This is a genomic window from Fannyhessea sp. (assembly GCF_986145555.1).
The window spans coordinates 24,036-40,746 of record NZ_CFRCNA010000002.1 but is presented as its reverse complement, the minus strand read 5'-3'; the positions used below and the strand labels follow the sequence as shown (position 1 = coordinate 40,746).

At 41.2% G+C, this 16,711-nt stretch carries 16 protein-coding genes and 1 pseudogene; 9 read left to right on the top strand and 8 right to left on the bottom strand.

Annotated elements, in window-relative coordinates; translation table 11 throughout:
• The first annotated feature begins 43 nt into the window (after positions 1-43).
• Together glf and AC5GD6_RS00795 are read left to right on the top strand one after the other, a co-directional pair.
• Positions 44-1,246 carry a UDP-galactopyranose mutase gene (glf, locus tag AC5GD6_RS00800; RefSeq protein WP_311444473.1) on the top strand — a complete coding sequence of 401 codons (1,203 nt, stop codon included), beginning with the start codon at positions 44-46 and terminating at the stop codon, positions 1,244-1,246.
• 117 nt (positions 1,247-1,363) lie between these two features.
• On the top strand, positions 1,364-2,398 hold the full coding sequence (locus AC5GD6_RS00795) for a glycosyltransferase family 2 protein (protein WP_006302777.1): 1,035 nt from the start codon (positions 1,364-1,366) through the stop codon (positions 2,396-2,398).
• 80 nt (positions 2,399-2,478) lie between these two features.
• On the opposite strand, the gene AC5GD6_RS00790 is transcribed toward AC5GD6_RS00795, so the two are convergent.
• On the bottom strand, positions 2,479-3,042 hold the full coding sequence (locus AC5GD6_RS00790; RefSeq protein WP_311430971.1) for a Maf family protein: 564 nt from the start codon (positions 3,040-3,042) through the stop codon (positions 2,479-2,481).
• 120 nt (positions 3,043-3,162) lie between these two features.
• Here AC5GD6_RS00790 and AC5GD6_RS00785 point away from each other — a divergent pair, with 120 nt between their 5' ends.
• The 4 genes from AC5GD6_RS00785 (at position 3,163) to AC5GD6_RS00770 (ending at position 6,303) form a co-directional block, all read left to right on the top strand.
• Positions 3,163-3,765, top strand: coding sequence for an ECF transporter S component (locus AC5GD6_RS00785; RefSeq protein WP_276769183.1), 603 nt, complete (start codon positions 3,163-3,165; stop codon positions 3,763-3,765).
• A 71-nt stretch (positions 3,766-3,836) separates the two neighbouring features.
• On the top strand, positions 3,837-4,625 hold the full coding sequence (locus AC5GD6_RS00780; RefSeq protein WP_491846024.1) for an energy-coupling factor transporter transmembrane component T family protein: 789 nt from the start codon (positions 3,837-3,839) through the stop codon (positions 4,623-4,625).
• The gene (locus AC5GD6_RS00775) at positions 4,619-5,473 is read left to right on the top strand and encodes an energy-coupling factor ABC transporter ATP-binding protein (protein WP_311439316.1); all 855 of its coding nucleotides are present in this window, start codon (positions 4,619-4,621) and stop codon (positions 5,471-5,473) included. Before AC5GD6_RS00780 ends, AC5GD6_RS00775 begins: the two co-directional genes overlap by 7 nt.
• On the top strand, positions 5,470-6,303 hold the full coding sequence (locus tag AC5GD6_RS00770) for an energy-coupling factor ABC transporter ATP-binding protein (RefSeq protein ID WP_491846023.1): 834 nt from the start codon (positions 5,470-5,472) through the stop codon (positions 6,301-6,303). Before AC5GD6_RS00775 ends, AC5GD6_RS00770 begins: the two co-directional genes overlap by 4 nt.
• Positions 6,304-6,429: 126 nt before the next feature.
• On the opposite strand, the gene AC5GD6_RS00765 is transcribed toward AC5GD6_RS00770, so the two are convergent.
• The 7 genes and pseudogenes from AC5GD6_RS00765 to AC5GD6_RS00735 form a co-directional block, all read right to left on the bottom strand.
• Positions 6,430-7,509, bottom strand: a complete 1,080-nt coding sequence (locus tag AC5GD6_RS00765; RefSeq protein WP_311430968.1) for a PTS fructose transporter subunit IIC — start codon at positions 7,507-7,509, stop codon at positions 6,430-6,432.
• Between the two features lie 82 nt (positions 7,510-7,591).
• A complete protein-coding gene (locus tag AC5GD6_RS00760) occupies positions 7,592-7,900 on the bottom strand; it encodes a PTS fructose transporter subunit IIB (protein ID WP_311430967.1) in 309 nt (102 codons plus the stop codon).
• A 329-nt stretch (positions 7,901-8,229) separates the two neighbouring features.
• The gene (locus AC5GD6_RS00755) at positions 8,230-10,731 is read right to left on the bottom strand and encodes an ATP-binding cassette domain-containing protein (protein ID WP_491846022.1); all 2,502 of its coding nucleotides are present in this window, start codon (positions 10,729-10,731) and stop codon (positions 8,230-8,232) included.
• Between the two features lie 33 nt (positions 10,732-10,764).
• Positions 10,765-11,367 (bottom strand): ECF transporter S component, encoded by a 603-nt coding sequence (locus tag AC5GD6_RS00750; protein ID WP_006302786.1) that lies wholly within the window; start codon positions 11,365-11,367, stop codon positions 10,765-10,767.
• 169 nt (positions 11,368-11,536) lie between these two features.
• A complete protein-coding gene (locus tag AC5GD6_RS00745) occupies positions 11,537-12,436 on the bottom strand; it encodes an SHIRT domain-containing protein (protein WP_491846021.1) in 900 nt (299 codons plus the stop codon).
• A 102-nt stretch (positions 12,437-12,538) separates the two neighbouring features.
• Positions 12,539-12,628: pseudogene (locus tag AC5GD6_RS00740) on the bottom strand (hypothetical protein); the annotation flags it as partial.
• Between the two features lie 13 nt (positions 12,629-12,641).
• Positions 12,642-13,073, bottom strand: a complete 432-nt coding sequence (locus AC5GD6_RS00735; RefSeq protein WP_491846020.1) for a hypothetical protein — start codon at positions 13,071-13,073, stop codon at positions 12,642-12,644.
• A gap of 484 nt (positions 13,074-13,557) precedes the next feature.
• Here AC5GD6_RS00735 and AC5GD6_RS00730 point away from each other — a divergent pair, with 484 nt between their 5' ends.
• The 3 genes from AC5GD6_RS00730 to AC5GD6_RS00720 all read left to right on the top strand — a co-directional run bounded on the left by AC5GD6_RS00730 (position 13,558) and on the right by AC5GD6_RS00720 (position 16,707).
• A complete protein-coding gene (locus tag AC5GD6_RS00730; RefSeq protein WP_491846019.1) occupies positions 13,558-14,901 on the top strand; it encodes an extracellular solute-binding protein in 1,344 nt (447 codons plus the stop codon).
• 124 nt (positions 14,902-15,025) lie between these two features.
• Positions 15,026-15,868, top strand: coding sequence for a carbohydrate ABC transporter permease (locus tag AC5GD6_RS00725; protein WP_006302790.1), 843 nt, complete (start codon positions 15,026-15,028; stop codon positions 15,866-15,868).
• Positions 15,868-16,707, top strand: a complete 840-nt coding sequence (locus tag AC5GD6_RS00720; protein WP_061102802.1) for a carbohydrate ABC transporter permease — start codon at positions 15,868-15,870, stop codon at positions 16,705-16,707. Before AC5GD6_RS00725 ends, AC5GD6_RS00720 begins: the two co-directional genes overlap by 1 nt.
• Positions 16,708-16,711: the final 4 nt, after the last annotated feature.

The following is a 16,711-nucleotide window of genomic DNA, read 5'->3' as shown; positions in this document are numbered from 1 at the left end:
GTGCGCGACATCTGCGCCTGTAAGATCGAAAGGATGTTAGCTTATGAATTTACAATCAGGCTTACCTCAAAATTTTAATGCGTCTTCCTATGACGTGTTAATTGTTGGAGCCGGTTTTGCAGGAGCTGTATGCGCCCGCCGTTTTGCAGAAGCTTGTGGTTGGCGTGTAGCTGTTATCGAGCGAAGAGATCATATTGCAGGTAATGCATATGATTGTAAGGACGATGCAGGTATTCTTATCCATAAATACGGCCCGCATATTTATCACACCAATTCTGAGCGTGTGGACAGCTTTTTGTCACGCTTTACCGAATGGACTGCGTACCAGCACAAAGTTCTTGCAAATGTGCACGGTAAATTTATGCCTGTACCGTTTAATCACGCGTCTCTTAAAGTTGCATTTGGTGATGTGCGCGGTGAGGAACTTTATCAAAAGCTTGTAGCAACATTCGGAAAAGACAAAAAGGTTCCCATTATGGAACTGCGTAAGCGTGGTGATGAGGATCTTCACGAAGTTGCAGACTACATCTACGAAAACGTGTTTCTGCATTATACGATGAAGCAGTGGGGCAAAACTCCTGATCAAATTGATCCGTCTGTTATGGGGCGCGTGCCGGTATTTATTGGTGATGATGATCGCTACTTTCCTTTGGCGGCACATCAAGGTATGCCTGCTCAAGGATATACGCCTTTGTTTGAGAGCATGCTCGATCACGATTTGATCAATGTGTTTGTAGATGTTGACGCTTTAGATCTTATGCATGTTTGTGATAACGAAATTTATGTCCAAGATAAGCCTTATGCAGGTGAGGTTATTTATACTGGTGCTTTAGACGAGCTGTTTAATTTGGATTTAGGTCCTTTGCCTTATAGAACAGTTGATATGAAGTTTGAAACGCTTGATATGGATGAATTCCAGCCTGCAACAACCGTTAATTATACCGTGAGCGAAGACTTTACACGTATTACCGAGTTTAAGCACATGACAGGTCAAAAACTTGCAGGTAAAACAACAATTCTTAAAGAGTATCCCAAGGCATATGAGCCATTGTCTGGTCAGACCCCCTATTATGTAATCAATGAGCCTCAAAATATCGAGCTGTATAAACGTTACCGTGCGCGCGTTGATTCCATCATTAACTTCCATGTTGTAGGGCGTTTAGCTCAGTATCGTTATTTTGATATGGATGGCGTTGTTTCATCTGCACTGGAGCTTTCTGACAAAATGATCGAGCATCGTTCGTAAACGGTGACGATTTCTGTTAGTTAGTGTATGATTTATTGTGTATGCGGTTAATACACACATGATGAGTGTATGATCCATAAAGTGCTAGGCTAGTGAGAGAGAAAGAGCTGTTATCCTATGCAAAAGACATTAAGTTTCGGTATTCCTTGTTTTAACTCTGCCGAATACATGAATCACTGTATCTCTTCTATTCTTGAAGGCTCTGATTATGCAGATGACGTTCAAGTTATTGTTGTCGACGACGGATCTACTAAAGATAACACCTTTGAAATTGCGTGCGATTGGCAAAAAAAGTACCCCAATCTTGTAAAGGCTGTTCATCAAGAAAATGGTGGCCACGGCATGGCGGTGCTTAAAGGGCTTGAGCAGGCAGATGGTGTGTATTATAAAGTAGTGGATTCTGACGACTGGCTTGACGCCGATGCATTGAAAAAGCTTTTAAACTTACTTCGTTCATTTATCACCAATAATATTCGTGTTGATTTGGTTATCAGCAATTATGTGTACGAACACGTAGAAGACGACACCTTTAACACTATAAATTATGCAGGTGTTTTACCCAAAGATCGTATTTTCTCGTGGGATGAAATTGGAAGATTTAATCTTACTCAGTACCTTCTTATGCACTCTTTGTGCTATCGTCGCGATGTTTTGCTAGACGGCGGCTTACCTATGCCTGCTCACACATTCTATGTTGATAACATTTATGCATATGTGCCACTTCCACGTTGCAAAACACTGTACTATCTTGACGTTGACTTGTATCGCTATTTTATTGGTCGCGATGATCAGTCGGTTAACGAAAAAGTATTGGCATCACGTATTGACCATCAACAACGTGTTGCCGACGTTATGATTCATGCGTATCACTTATACGATGATATTTCTTGTCAACGTCTTCGTGCATATATGCTTGATCATCTGACTATTGTTATGGCTGTTTTGTCGGTATTTTCAAGGATTTCAGATCATCCAGACGCTATGGAAGAGTTGCAGCGCACCTGGCGTGAGTTTAAGGAGTTTGACGAGCGTATGTATCGTCATGCGCGCCATGGTTTGGTTGGAACATTTACTAATCTTCCAACGTCTGCTGGTGGAAAAGTAACGCTTGGTATATATCGTATTGCTCAAAAATTAGTTAAGTTTAACTAAAGAACATATTTGTTATCAACGCAGCTGTATATGTGTGTATACGTACCTGTTATACGCATTGTACAGCTGCATTTTGCGCTTTAAGTAAGCTTGACACCAAGTTGTCGTAAACACCTTACAACGCGAGCGAGAGGCAGACCAACAACGGTGTAATAATCACCTTCTATACGTTCAACAAGCGCGGCTCCTAATCCCTGTATTCCATAAGCTCCTGCTTTGTCGCGTGGCTCGCCCGTTTGGATGTATGCGTTTATTTCTTCGTTGCTTAGTGCATAAAACCAAACATGTGTTGTTGATACAAATGCAGTTTCTTTTCCCTGGTATAGAATAGATACGGCAGTTGATACGTTGTGCATCGTGCCCGACAGTAAGCGCAGTTTATAAGCTGCGTCGTTATTGTCATGTGGCTTGCCTAATATCTTGCCCGTTTGCGTCCATACAATGGTATCAGCAGCAAGTACACATGTTGAGGTGTCTGTACAAGGACATGCATGTGCCTTCATATGCGCTAAACGCTGTACCAAATCAAGCGGCTGTTCGTTTGGGTATGCATGCTCGTCACAACTTGAAGGAATAATCTTTGGATATATTCCCACTTGGTTGAGGAGCTCTTTTCTACGTGGTGACGCGGACGCTAAAATCATTCAAACCTCATTAAGATAAATAACGTTAATTCCAGCTTTATTTTACGCTAAACTTTTTTACAAGAGATGACTATAATAATTTTTTGATTGTGTAGATTACTTCGTGAAAGGAAGTATATTATGGCGTCTCACCAATCAAAAAACCCTTGGAATTACAAATTGAATACAGCATGTTTGGTGCTTATTCCTGCAGCTATTGGTATTAATTATGTTGCCAAGCTGTTTGCGAGCGTCTTAAAATTGCCGCTTTGGTTAGGAACGCTTGGTACGTGTATTTCGGCATGTCTTGCAGGACCTATTGTAGGTGGTATTGCGGGATTTTTAACAAACATCATTTACGGCTTAACGATTGATCCAGTTTCTACAGTTTATAGTATTACCGCAGCTGCTATTGGCGTAAGCGTAGGTATTGCTGCACATCTTAAATTCCTTGATACCTGGCAACACATTCTTGTTACTAGTCTTATTGTTGCTATGATTGCCGTTATTATTTCTACGCCACTTAATATGATTTATTGGGGTGGAACAACTGGTAATGTTTGGGGAGATGCTGTTTTTGCTGCAATGGGCTCAAAGGGCTTTTTTGCTTCATTTGTAGATGAGCTTGTGGTTGATATTCCTGATAAAATTGTTGTGTTGTTTATAGCGGTAGGAATTTATAAGGTTTTGCCCAAAGGACTTATCGCGTTATATCAGGTGCATGACGAGCAATTTGATGATTAGTATGAGATTATCTTTTGTCAAGTAGTCTACACAGTAGACTACGCTTTACGCCTTGCTTGGAATAGGACGTTATGAAAAGTATTAGTCTGTTTGAAGATAAACACTCGTTTCTTAATGGCTTATGTCCTAAGACTAAGCTTGCGTATGTAGTGTGTGCATTGGGCGTACCTTTTTTGGTTGGAGGTATGCCCATGTACCTGCTCTTTATTATCGCAAGTCTTATTTTGCTTGCAACATCGCACGTGTTGGCAAAAACCAAAATTGTTATCAAAGTTACTGGTTTTATAATTCTAACCATTTTTATTGTCCAAACCTTTTTTCGATCGGCCGATTATACGGTGTTGTTTACGCTTGGTCCTTTGGTTGCGCGCAAAGAAGGATTTGAATTTGCGCTGGGTATTGTACTGAATATTTTTAATATATCCTGCGCGTTTTGTGTCCTCACGCTTACTACTAAACCTTCTGACATGATGCAAGAGCTGGTTAAAGCAGGTCTGTCACCAAAACTTGGATACGTTTTTGTGTCACTCTTTCAGATAATTCCGCAGATGACCGAGCGAACATCTACGATTATTGATGCACAACGCAGTCGCGGCCTTCAAACGCAAGGATCGCTCGTCACCAGATTTAAGGCGTTCATTCCGCTGTTAACACCTATTATCATATCGTCTTTTATGGGTACTGGCGAGCGTACCATAGCATTAGAAGTGCGCGGTTTTTCGTGTCCAAACAAAAAGACCTTTATCAGTCCATTTGTACCTCATGCATATGATAGGCTTTGTTTAGGTACATGCATTCTTTTGCTGGTTGCGGCAGCCGTATATGCGCTTTTACACAGTATGGGGTATGTAGTATGGTAGCTATTCGTATTCAACATCTAAAATATCGCTATCCTTATACAAAAACGCCAGCACTTAATGACATTTCTTGCGAGATTAATCGTGGTGAATTTATTGGCGTTATTGGTGCTAATGGCGCAGGTAAATCCACGTTTTCTCAGGCTCTTTTAGGTTTGGTTCCCAATTTGTATCATGGTGCTTATGCTGGTACGGTTGAAGTTGAAGGCTTAGATGTTCAAACTACGCCCATTGATGTGTTATGCAAAAAAGTAGGTTTGGTTTTTCAAAATCCATTTAATCAAATTACAGGCTCAAAACTCAGTGTTTATGAGGAAATCGCTTTTGGATTAGAAAACATGGGAGTGCCTCTGGAACAAATGCGGCACCGTGTTGAACATGTGATGGATTTGCTTGATATTTCCTCGCTTGCCAATCGGTATCCTTATGATCTGTCTGGTGGTCAAATGCAACGCATGGCTTTGGCAGGCGTTTTAGTTATGCAGCCTAGCATCATTGTGCTTGACGAGCCAACGTCTCAGCTTGATCCAAAAGGTTCCGAAGAAGTATTTAAGGCGGTTGAAGCGCTCAAAGCTCAAGGTAAAACCATTATTATGGTTGAGCATGCCATAGAAAAAATTGCACAGTATAGCGATCGTGTTATGCTCTTTCACGCGGGTAACCTTATTGCATTTGATTCTCCACGTAAAATTTTTTCGCGCGACGATCTTTCCCAGTATGACGTAGAGGCACCTGTTTACACTCAGATTTGCAAGCAGCTTTCATTGTGCGAATCGGACGGTTTGTATCCCGTAACATTTGAACGCGCATATCAGCTTTTGCAACGCAATCAAAAGGGGAATACGCAATGAGCCAAAATATAGCAGATAATGTGCAGGCACAGCCCGTGCTTGAAATGCGTGATGTTTCGTTTTCCCACGTTGCAAAACAAGAGGTGTGCAAGCATTTACACCTGTCATTTGCGCCTGGTGCGTGTGCGCTTATCGGTCAAAATGGTGCGGGTAAAACAACTATTCTTAAGTTGCTACGCGGCCTTTTGGTTCCCCAATCAGGAAGCGTTTGTTATAAAGGCAAAGACATTTCACAACGTAGCGTTGCTCAACTAGCAGGAGATATTGGTTTTGTCTTTCAAAATCCTGATGATCAAATCTTTGAATCAAGCGTCTTGCGCGAAGTTATGTATGGTCTTATGCGTTTGGGTATCTCTGAGGTTTCTGCACAAACGCAGGCGCGAAAAAGCTTAGAGCTTGTAGGGCTTGGGGATAAAGCTGACGTTAATCCGTATGATTTAGGGCTTTGTGCGCGAAAACTTGTGTGTTTGGCGTCTATTTTAGCCATGGATCCATCGGTCGTTCTTTTAGATGAGCCAACAATTGCGCAGGATAGTAATGGTAAAAAGCTTCTTGCATCAATTATTAAGCAGCTCGTTTTGAAAAATAAAACTGTTATAGCCGTTCTTCACGACATGAACTTTGTAGCGCAGGTGTTTGATCGCGTGGTAGTTATAGACAATGGTCACCCCATTTTTGATGGTTCGCCGCGTGATGTTTTTGCGCGTAAAGACGTGCTTTCTCGGGCAAGCCTTGATCAGCCGCCTGTTGTTAAGTTGTGCGAAGCACTTGGTTATTCAAAAACACTGCTTACTGCAGATGAATTTATAGCAAGCTATTCAAAGATTTAAATTTCAAGCTAGTATGTTAAAAACTGTTTCATTTCATGCTATGTGTTCGAGCATATACTGAATAAAGGCAGAACTAGAGGATCGTCGAGGTTCCTCTAGTTCTGCACAAGAACAATCTCAAAAAAACTAGGATTTTGCCCCTTCTTGTTTTTGTTTTGTTTGTTCACGAATACGGAAGAATATCATAAGACCAGCAACTATAAAAGCACCGATAAACATGTCAACCACGTACCAAAGTTTTCCATCTGTTACTGCAGGTAGTGCAGCCAAACCACCAAATGCAACAATGTTGGTTATATTGTGCATCATTCCTAGTGCACCCGCCACAGCTGTTCCGATACAAATTGATGGCATAACGTGTTTAAAATCTTTTACTGCAAATGGTATTGCTCCTTCGGTAATTCCTGCCATCGAAAGGAAGAATGCTGATATACCCATTTTGCGCTCTTCTTCGCTAAACAAACGAGCGGCAATAAAAGTTGCAAGTGCAAGTCCTAAAGGTGGTACAGCGCAGCATAAACGGAATGCACCGTTTGGTGCAAAAGAACCCACGTCCATCAACGCAAGGGTAAAACCAGTTGCAGCTTTAGATGCAGGGCCTCCCATATCGATTGCAGCCATGATACCAATCGCAATACCGAGAGCACCTGCACCATAAGCATTCATACCGTTTAAAATAGCTTTAAGCAGTTCGGTAAGTTGAACTAGAGGATAAGCAAGAACATATGCATAAAACGAACCGATAACCAGTGCTGTAACGGTAGGCATAATCATAAGTGGCATAACAGTCATAACTGGAGCAGGAAGCTTCCATGTTTTCATCCATTTAGTAAAGTAGCCTACAATGATACCTACAATCATTGCGCCGATGAAGCCTGTTTGATATTTTGCGTCACCAATAGGATTGTTAACTACAAAACCTAAGATAAGTCCAGGTGCTAGTGCCGGTTTTCCCGCAATTGCATAGGCAATATAACCACACAGCACAGGCACCATCATAGCAAAGCCTGACGTACCGATAGTTAAAACAATTCTAAAAAATTCGTTACTAGCAACTATTCCGTGATCGGTAACTGTTCCTGTGCCAATTGCAATTGCAAAGAGGAAACCTCCGCCAATAATAACTGGCAAAAAGTATGAAATACCAGTGTTGAGAGCTTTAAATAAATCAGCTCCAAATTTTTTAAATGAAAATTGTTTAAGCATAAAACACCTCTTTTTTGGTATTAGCTCATTACGCTTTTGATAAAGATATGCGATAAATTAAGTGGTTTATACAGATAGCGTACTAATTCACAAGCTTAAGGGCCGCATTAAAAATATCTGTAATATGTGCGATAACGTCATTAGTTCCGCATTCATAAATAGGAATATCAGTAAACCTGTCCATATTCTCAACGCCAATATCAGCCGCTACAATAAGTAATTGCGCACCTTCCAGGTCTTCGGATTCAATTTCATTTTCGATGCCCATCATGCCTTGTGTTTCCACTTTAACATCAAAGCCACGACGCTTTGCCTCTTGGATAATAGCGTCTTGTGCCATATATGTATGCGCAACGCCTGCTGTACAGGCAGTAATTCCAAGAATTTTCATCTGAGCTCCTTTACAGTAAGATACGTATATGTATCTTTACATTCTTATATGCTCGAATACATGATGATTCAGAGCACAGTTTCTTTACATCCGAGCCGCAGATACAAACGTTTAACCTCGTATCGTACGACTGTCATGTAAGCCTTATGTACAAAATAATAAGAAGTGATAATTTATTAAAGCTCGAAAGGCGTGCGTTTTTTCGTGAGCGGGGGGGGGGGGGCTCGGGGAGGGGTTTTTTGCAATAAATTTTAGGAAAAATTTTGGAGTATTATAATACCCCATTTTGTTTGTGTGTATTGTCGCTTACTACATATTTCAGTCAGAAGTTATTTTGGCGCGCTGCCAAAAAGCAAGAATGTCCCAGCATACACAGAGATCATAATCGCACATAGGGGAATGATAAAACAGAAAGCAATAAATATACGATCATTTATAGATGTGGTACTTGTCCGTGCATGCGTCCTTTTACACGAGCCTCCAAATCCTCGCGCTTGCATTGCTTTTGCTAAGTTAACCGATCTTCTGATCGATAGAACAAAAAGGGCAAATGCTTGAGGAAAGAATGCTTTAACAGGACTTTTATCACCAATCCCTCGCGAACGACGGGCTGCACATAAAGCCGTCCAGTCTTCTTGCAGTACGCCCAATAAGCGCATACCTGCAAGTCCTCCATATACAAAACGGTCAGGTAAATGAACAAGTTGCGTCCAAGCATCTGCTAATGCTGTTGCGTCAATACCTATAACCGTAACAATGGATGGAACGCCTATTGCAAGAATACGGATTGCAGTTGCAAGTGCAAGCGAACTTGATAGATCGCTGATGTGAATAAAGCCCCAATCAAACCAAATTGCACCTCCACTTTTACCATAAAGCCACACTGCTAATGCAGAACTAGGTGCACCTATCCAAACAGGCCAAGAGAGTTTTATTACTTTACAAGGTTTTATGTTGATACACGCGCATGCAATAAAGTCAAGTATAAGCGCACAAGTTGCAGATACCCAGTCCAGGGTAAAAAGTAAAGGGATTGCAAAAATGAGCGCACCAAACATGCGAGTTGCAGGATTAAGCGAGGCAAGAAAAGGAGAAACGCTTGAGGTTGTTATTTCTTCGGCGCGCTCGTTGACGTTAGTTACCTGTATCGACTGCGGAATACGCGACTTCTTTTGTGTTAATAGAATTGTGTGCGCGTGCAATTTTTTGATTAAGAGTTTATCGTGGGTTACAACTACAATGCATATTCCTTGTGATTTGAGTTTCTTAAGCAATTTCACAATTTCTGTCCAGCACTTATAATCTTGTCCATACGTTGGCTCGTCCAATATTAAAATTTTTGGTTGTGCCGCAAGAGCTGCAGCTACGGTAAGACGTCTTTTTTCTCCACCAGATAATGTGTATGGATTTGCTTGTTCATAGGAATCCAATCCAAACGTCTTTAAAAGTGTCCGCGCTTGTTCGCGTTGGTTGTATATATCTAACGTGGGAGAGCTTAACGACACGCCAAGCATAACTTCATCTAAAACTGTTGAACGCGCAAACTGATGCTCCGGATTTTGAAATACATACGATATACGCTGAGCTAAATCCTTTGAATTCCATGTCAGGGGATTTGTTGTGTCAAGACCTGCACATAATGATGTGTACGCATGGAGTTCTCCGCAAATAGGATTTAGAAGACCTGCGATTGTAAGCGCAAGTGTTGTTTTGCCCGTTCCGTTTTCTCCTATAAAAGCATAAGCTTCACCTGCGTGGAAGTCCATATTGATATGCGTTGCAATCGGTGTATCTGTACGCCCGATAGCTAGATTATGTGCGCTTAGTAAAAGCGGATGTGTTGTGTTTGCAGGGCATGTCTTGCTTGGCGTGCTTTGTAAGTGGGGTGCTATTGATGTCGTTGAGTTGCTCTCAAACAAATCTAAAGGAAACGATTGCTTTTGTTTATAAAACGATTGTTTTTGTTGATATACACGTGGTACCCAAATTCCTAAATCTTTCCAGGGTAAGTCTGTTCTAGAAAACACTTCATCAGGCGTTCCATCTGCCACGATAATGGTTTGGTTATCATCTTTTGAGCATAAGTTGGTAGATGTCGTCGTGTATAAGCGTTCGCGTGTTTTTTCATCATGGGTAAGATAACTTTTTTGCCCTAGAATAATAACCCTATTAACGATATCAAGCCAAGGTTGGATATGATGTTCCACGAGCATCATGGTTGCATTGGTAGTTTTAAGAACGTGGTGTGTTGCTGCAACTATTTGCTTTGTGCCAACTGGGTCTAGATTTGCTGTTGGTTCATCCAACAAAAGTATTCGAGGTCGCATAGCAAGCGCTCCTGCAAGCGCAAGCCGTTGCATTTGACCTCCACTTAAATGCCCGGTATTGCGATGAAGTTGGATATCCTGAAGCCCCACTTCTTGTAAGCATGTGTGTACACGTTTCCAAATTTCTGGTTTTTGAACGCCTAGGTTTTCGCATCCAAAAGCGACGTTGTCACCTAATTTCTCAAAGATCATCTGAGCGTTAGGGTCTTGCATAACAAGAGCTACATCGCCTCGTGCTTGGGCGAGAGGTTTATTGTCTATATAAATGGAGCCTTCACATATGCCGCCGTCATCGTCTTGTGTTTTTGCGGATCCACTTGTATTGCCAATAAGCCCTGCTGCGCCTTCAAGAATGGTTGATTTTCCAATTCCTGATGCGCCTAATAACAAAACACGCTCACCAGCATGAATGGTTAAATCCAAATTTCGTACGGCAAAATTGTTTCTGCATGCATGAGCATAACCCCATTTAGAAAAACGTAATGTAGCACGAGTGTCATTCATGTTGATGAGTGTGTAAAAATTCTTGTTACGATGCTAATGTTTGCGTACTTCGCGACCCGAAGCAAAGGAATCTAATGCGCCAGTTTGGGCGAGTTTGAGGTAAAGGAACCACATAAGCAGTCCTGCAATGACAATACCAGATACAACTGACGATACAAGGTAGGTAACGCCATACTTACCCAAAATATCAATACCTTGAAAGTGTTTGATAAAGCTATATCCCCAAGCAGCCACACCTGTAAGAGCGCCCGATAAAAGCATGGTATCTAAAGACCAGCGCTTATAGCAAAATATAGCAAATGCCAATTCTGCGCCCACGCCTTGAATGAGGGCAATAATAATAGTCGGAGCACCGCCCCATTGATTACCAAGCAATGCTTCCAAAACGCCTGCTACAAGTTCGGCGTAGATTGCTGCGCCAGGTTTTCTTACGATAACAGCACCAAGAGGCGCGGCAAACAAGAATAAGCCATTAAGCAGGCCGTTAAGACCAGGGAGCATACCATTAAGAAGATGGCTTGGAATTGACCAGCCAATAGCAATAAGCCAGTAAATAAGAGCGGAAACAACGCCAATAACCGAAGCAACGGTAATATCAACAACACGCCAGCGTAAATTAGATGTTTCTTGTGACATACAACTGCCTTTCTCATAAAGTTTATATGAGGGTGCGGCTTGAGAGCATGGTATTCACAGATCTTTTGCTGCACTCATTTATCCGAGGTGAGTATACAACACCGCATAGCGCTTTGTACGCTATGCGGCGGTAATTAAAAATATTTTTCATGTTCTACATATGAAAATATTACTTACGTGGTTTTGAGTGTTTTTTGAGTCCACATAAGCTTGTTAAGAAGCCTAATACCGACAACGATCCTACAACTTGCGATGCTGCACCTGCATCAGAAGTTTGAGGCGTCATGTGTTTGTTATTATCTTTGATATTGTCTTGGTTATGGTTACCTTGTTGTTGATTGTTTTGCCCGTCTTGATCGTTTTGACCGTCCGTGGGTTGTCCAGGATTATGGTGTGGAGTTGGTGGAGTTGGCGGAGTTGGTGGTTGCGGCGTGGGATCTTTCTTAAAGGTCCACGTTCCTACAAATGTTACATCGCTGGATATATGAGAAACATTTGATGTGTTCCAACCCGTAAAAGTCCAAGTTCCTTGTGCGTCTTTGTCTTTAACGGTTGTTGTAGCCAATTTATCTGCATTAACACTCGTGCTTTCGTATGCTTTTGTTGCAGTTGGCAAAAGCTTAGTTACACTCTTAGGCAAAGCCTGTTTTGCGTCTGTTCCATTTACAAATGAATAAGTTACGTTAAATTCCTTTGCACCACAGATATTGAATGAGACATCACCTAGGACATATCCTTTATCGCCCCACATAAGATTATCGCCATTAGGATTGGCGTAATACAATACCGACCATACTTTTCCGTCTTTGGTGTTCACAAAGGTAAAGGTATTATTCTTATGGTCAACAGTTCCAACGCTGTTCAGATATGCGCCGTTACCTTCGGTATCGTTATAAATGTCAAAATACAATGGCTTAGACGCGTCTTGACCACGCTTTGCCACAACCTGGGTAAAACGATAGGGGATTGGCTGAGATTTTGATTTTTGGGGATTGTCTTTATCAGGAACGAGCACAACATCAGGCAAATGCTGTGCAACAAAAGGTGTGGCATGTTGAATATCTTGCATGTTTTTAGGTAAAATGCTCCAGTACTTTTTCAAGTCGAGCTTACTCAGGTCACCATTATCAACAATTTTTGTTATCTTATTCCACCCAAAGGCTTGAGAGCCAATAGTTTTCAGCGTAGAGGGAAGCGTAACAGAGCTAATGTTGTTTTCTCTGAACGCAACAGCATCAATTTCTGTTACTCCCTCGGGAATAGTAACTTCGCCACTAATGCTGTTCCACCAAAATGCAGCGTACCCGATTTTTTTTCAGTGTTGAAGGAAACGTTACGCTTTTAATAAGTCCATCGTATCGCTTACTCGAATTAGAAAATGCTTGCCCATCAATTTCAGTGATACCTTCAGGAATAACAAGTTTGCCGCCCGATTTTTTGAGCTTCTCGATACCTGATGCCAACAGACCTCCTGGAGCTGTACCATCAGTTGATCTTCTATCAACAATTTTTGTGTCATCGTGCTCATCGAGGTAGAAGTCATTTTTTGTCCATACTATTGGATCTTGTTTTTGACTACGCAATTCTTGCTTAGATATCTGCTGGGGGGGGGTTGTTTCAGTAGCAAGCGCAAGTGTAGATGGCGCAATGCACAGACCACACGTAATAGCAGCGATAACACATGATTTTTGTAATACTAAATTCATGGTATACAACCTTTCGTATCTAATTATCGCGAAATAATGCTTTATTTATAGTAGTCGTATCCTTAAGAAATGTATACATAATTAAAAGATTATTAACGTAAAATCAATGTCTTTTACAACGAGGGAAATATTCCAGTAAGCATTTTGTTAAGCCTCCAGCTGTCGTCGGTGATAGTCAGACACCTTGTTAAAATTGTATTTTCAAATCAAGGGAGCGCTTATGAGACGCAACCTAAACTAAGGGCTATAAACTGTTCAAAACAAATTTTATGCGGCTCCCCAGTGTATTCTTGCAGGTAACATGCGTCACAAATGTGTATGGGTAACGAAACTATTCATACGCGGTAAGCGGTATAAGTTTAGCGGTAAGCGGTATAAAAAAGATTTTCAAGCTAATTCTTATCTCGACCACGTAAACTATAGGTAACACTTTGGAAACGTTTCCAAAATATTAGATGCCCTTGGGCGAGAGGAGTTGTGAGACATGCTCAATCGTAGGAACTTCATTAAGGCGGGTCTCGGTTTAAGCGCAGGTATGCTTGTTCCGTTTGCTGCAGGTTGCCAAGATGATAAGGCTTCTTCAGGCAAAAAAGGTGAGGCTAAAGGTCACGTATACTACCTTAACTTTAAACCAGAATCTGACGAGCAGTGGAAAGAGATCGCCGAGATTTACAAAGAAGAAACTGGCGTTGAAGTTACTGTTAAAACAGCAGCTGCAGGACAATATGCTTCTACCTTAAAGTCTGAAATGGGTAAGAGCGAAATGCCTACGCTTTTCCAAACCAATGGTCCTGTAGGCTTAGCAGGCTCTATTGATTATTGTGCTGACTTGGACGACTCAGAAATCGTTAAGAACTGCACCAACGATGCATTTAAGCTTAAAGGTGACGACGGCAAGATTAAAGGTATCGCTTACGTAATTGAGAGCTACGGTATTATCTACAACAAGAAACTTCTTGAGAAGTCTGGCCACAGTGCTGATGAAATCACCAACTTTGAGAGCTTCAAGAAGGTTGTTGAAGACATTACTAAGCGTAAGGGCGAGCTTGGATTTAGTGCATTTAACGCACCTGGTATGGATAAATCTTCCGACTGGCGTTTTAAGACTCACCTTGCAAACCTTCCTATTTACTATGAATACAAGAAGGATAATATCCAATCTACTAAGGCTATTAAGGGTACTTACCTTGACAACTATCGTAAGATTTGGGATCTCTACATTAACAACTCAACTACAGATCCAAGCCTTCTTACCACAAAAACCGCTGATGACTGCACCAATGAATTTGTAACAGGTAAAGCAGTATTTTATCAAAACGGTACCTGGGAGTACGAGAAAATTCAAGACCTCGGCGATGAGAACTTGGGCATGCTTCCAATTTACATTGGTGTTGAAGGTGAAGAGAACCAAGGACTTTGCACTGGTTCTGAGAACTACTGGTGTGTTAACAAAAAAGCTAAACCTGAAGACGTTCAAGCAACTCTTGACTTTATGAATTGGTGCACCAACTCTGATAAGGGTGTTAAATGCCTTTGTGGTGGTAAGGAAGCTCTTCCTTCTGGTGCTAACGGTTGTGGCTTTACCATTCCATTTAAGAAGAATCTTGAAAGTGCTAACCCACTTGTTAATATTGCTAACAAATATGTTGCTGATGGTAAAACTCCTGTTGACTGGTGCTTTGCAACTATGCCATCTGAAGAGTGGAAGAACGGCGTAGGTTCTGCATTGGTTGCATATGCTGCAGCTCAAGATGACAGCAACTGGGGCGCAGTTGTTAAAGCATTTGTTGACGGCTGGAAGACAGAAGCTGAAAAGGCTAAGAACTAATAAGTCCTTAAAGCTCGTAAATGTGGCATTTATCACGTTTTAATTGTGATAGAGATGTAAGGGTTCGCGGAGGACATAGCACGTTGTTCTCCGCGTTTATTACATGTAAAGGAGGTTTGTTAGCATGGAAAAGTCTATAAAGAAGTACTGGCTTATCTTTTTGGTACCAACTCTTGCTTCTTTTGCTATTGGTTTTGTTTTTCCGTTTATTATGGGATTGGTTCTTTCCTTTACCCACTTTACGACTGTAACCGATGCAACTTTTAATGGCTTTGAAAACTATATTGATGCGTTCAGTGATAATTTATTCCAACATGCATTTTGGTACACTGCAGCGTTTGCGGTTGTTTCTGTCATCGTTATTAATGTTGTTGCGTTTGCGATTGCTATGGCGTTAACAGGAAAACTTAAAGGAACCAATATTTTCCGTACATCATTTTTTATGCCTAACCTAATTGGTGGTATCGTTTTAGGTTATATCTGGCAGCTTATCTTTAACGGTGTTTTACAACAATACCAACAGACAATCAGTTTGAATGAATGGTACGGTTTTGTAGGTCTGGTTATCTTAGTTTCCTGGCAACAAATTGGTTACATGATGATTATTTATGTTGCCGGTTTACAATCAATTCCAACCGATGTTTTGGAAGCTGCACAAATTGACGGTGCCAATGCATGGCAGCGTTTGTGGAATGTTACTATTCCAATGATGATGCCCTCCATTACCATTTGCTTGTTCTTGTCATTAACAGGCGGTTTCAAACTCTTTGACCAAAACCTTTCCCTTACGGCAGGCGAGCCGGCTCATATGTCCGAAATGCTTGCACTTAATATTTTTGATACGTTCTATGGCAGAACGGGCTGGGAAGGTGTCGGACAGGCTAAAGCCGTTGTGTTCTTCTTCCTTGTTACCATTTTGGGTCTTATTCAGCTCCAAATTACTCGTAAGAGGGAGGTGCAACAATAATGAAAGAAAGAAAAAGACTTTTATCGATTATAGGAACAGTTGTCTTTTCGATTTTCAGTATTGCGTGGCTCATACCTATCGTAATTATTGTAATGAACTCCTTTAAGAAAAAGAGCTTCATTCAATCCATACCTTTTGATTGGGTTACTCCTGAAACATTTGCCAAATTTGCTAACTATACGGCTGCACTTAGAAAATACCACTTACTGGATGCGGTTGGTTGGACAGTGTTGATAACTGTTGGTTCGGTAATTGTTATCCTCATTTGTACGTCAATGTGTGCATGGTATATTACCCGTGTTAAAAGCAAGGTAAGTAAATTTATCTATTTGCTCTGCGTATTTTCAATGGTTGTTCCTTTCCAAATGGTTATGTTTACGCTTTCCTTTACTGCAGACCGTCTACACCTTAACACGCCTTGGGGCATTATCGTTGTATATCTCGGGTTTGGTGCTGGACTTGCCGTATTTATGTTCTGCGGTTTTGTAAAGAGCATTCCTGTAGAGATCGAAGAAGCAGCACTTATTGATGGTGCAAGCCCTCTTCGCGCATTCTTTACGATTGTATTACCTATTATGAAACCAACCTACATTTCTGTTGGTATTCTTGAAACCATGTGGATCTGGAACGACTTCCTCCTTCCATATCTTGTTTTGGACACCAATAAATACAAGACTATCTCTATTGTTATCCAGTTTATGAAGGGTAGTTATGGTCGTGTAGACATGGGTGCTATCATGGCGGCACTTGTATTGGCTGTTATTCCTGTTATTGTCTTCTATCTTGCATGCCAGAAGTACATTATCAAAGGCGTTGCAGCTGGTGCTGTTAAAGGTTAGTTTC

Coding starts and splice junctions, on each gene's coding strand:
- glf (WP_311444473.1), top strand. CDS start 44: ATGAATTTACAATCAGGCTTACCTCAAAATTTTAATGCGTCTTCCTAT.
- AC5GD6_RS00795 (WP_006302777.1), top strand. CDS start 1,364: ATGCAAAAGACATTAAGTTTCGGTATTCCTTGTTTTAACTCTGCCGAA.
- AC5GD6_RS00790 (WP_311430971.1), bottom strand. CDS start 3,042: ATGATTTTAGCGTCCGCGTCACCACGTAGAAAAGAGCTCCTCAACCAA.
- AC5GD6_RS00785 (WP_276769183.1), top strand. CDS start 3,163: ATGGCGTCTCACCAATCAAAAAACCCTTGGAATTACAAATTGAATACA.
- AC5GD6_RS00780 (WP_491846024.1), top strand. CDS start 3,837: ATGAAAAGTATTAGTCTGTTTGAAGATAAACACTCGTTTCTTAATGGC.
- AC5GD6_RS00775 (WP_311439316.1), top strand. CDS start 4,619: ATGGTAGCTATTCGTATTCAACATCTAAAATATCGCTATCCTTATACA.
- AC5GD6_RS00770 (WP_491846023.1), top strand. CDS start 5,470: ATGAGCCAAAATATAGCAGATAATGTGCAGGCACAGCCCGTGCTTGAA.
- AC5GD6_RS00765 (WP_311430968.1), bottom strand. CDS start 7,509: ATGCTTAAACAATTTTCATTTAAAAAATTTGGAGCTGATTTATTTAAA.
- AC5GD6_RS00760 (WP_311430967.1), bottom strand. CDS start 7,900: ATGAAAATTCTTGGAATTACTGCCTGTACAGCAGGCGTTGCGCATACA.
- AC5GD6_RS00755 (WP_491846022.1), bottom strand. CDS start 10,731: ATGAATGACACTCGTGCTACATTACGTTTTTCTAAATGGGGTTATGCT.
- AC5GD6_RS00750 (WP_006302786.1), bottom strand. CDS start 11,367: ATGTCACAAGAAACATCTAATTTACGCTGGCGTGTTGTTGATATTACC.
- AC5GD6_RS00745 (WP_491846021.1), bottom strand. CDS start 12,436: ATGCAAGATATTCAACATGCCACACCTTTTGTTGCACAGCATTTGCCT.
- AC5GD6_RS00735 (WP_491846020.1), bottom strand. CDS start 13,073: ATGAATTTAGTATTACAAAAATCATGTGTTATCGCTGCTATTACGTGT.
- AC5GD6_RS00730 (WP_491846019.1), top strand. CDS start 13,558: ATGCTCAATCGTAGGAACTTCATTAAGGCGGGTCTCGGTTTAAGCGCA.
- AC5GD6_RS00725 (WP_006302790.1), top strand. CDS start 15,026: ATGGAAAAGTCTATAAAGAAGTACTGGCTTATCTTTTTGGTACCAACT.
- AC5GD6_RS00720 (WP_061102802.1), top strand. CDS start 15,868: ATGAAAGAAAGAAAAAGACTTTTATCGATTATAGGAACAGTTGTCTTT.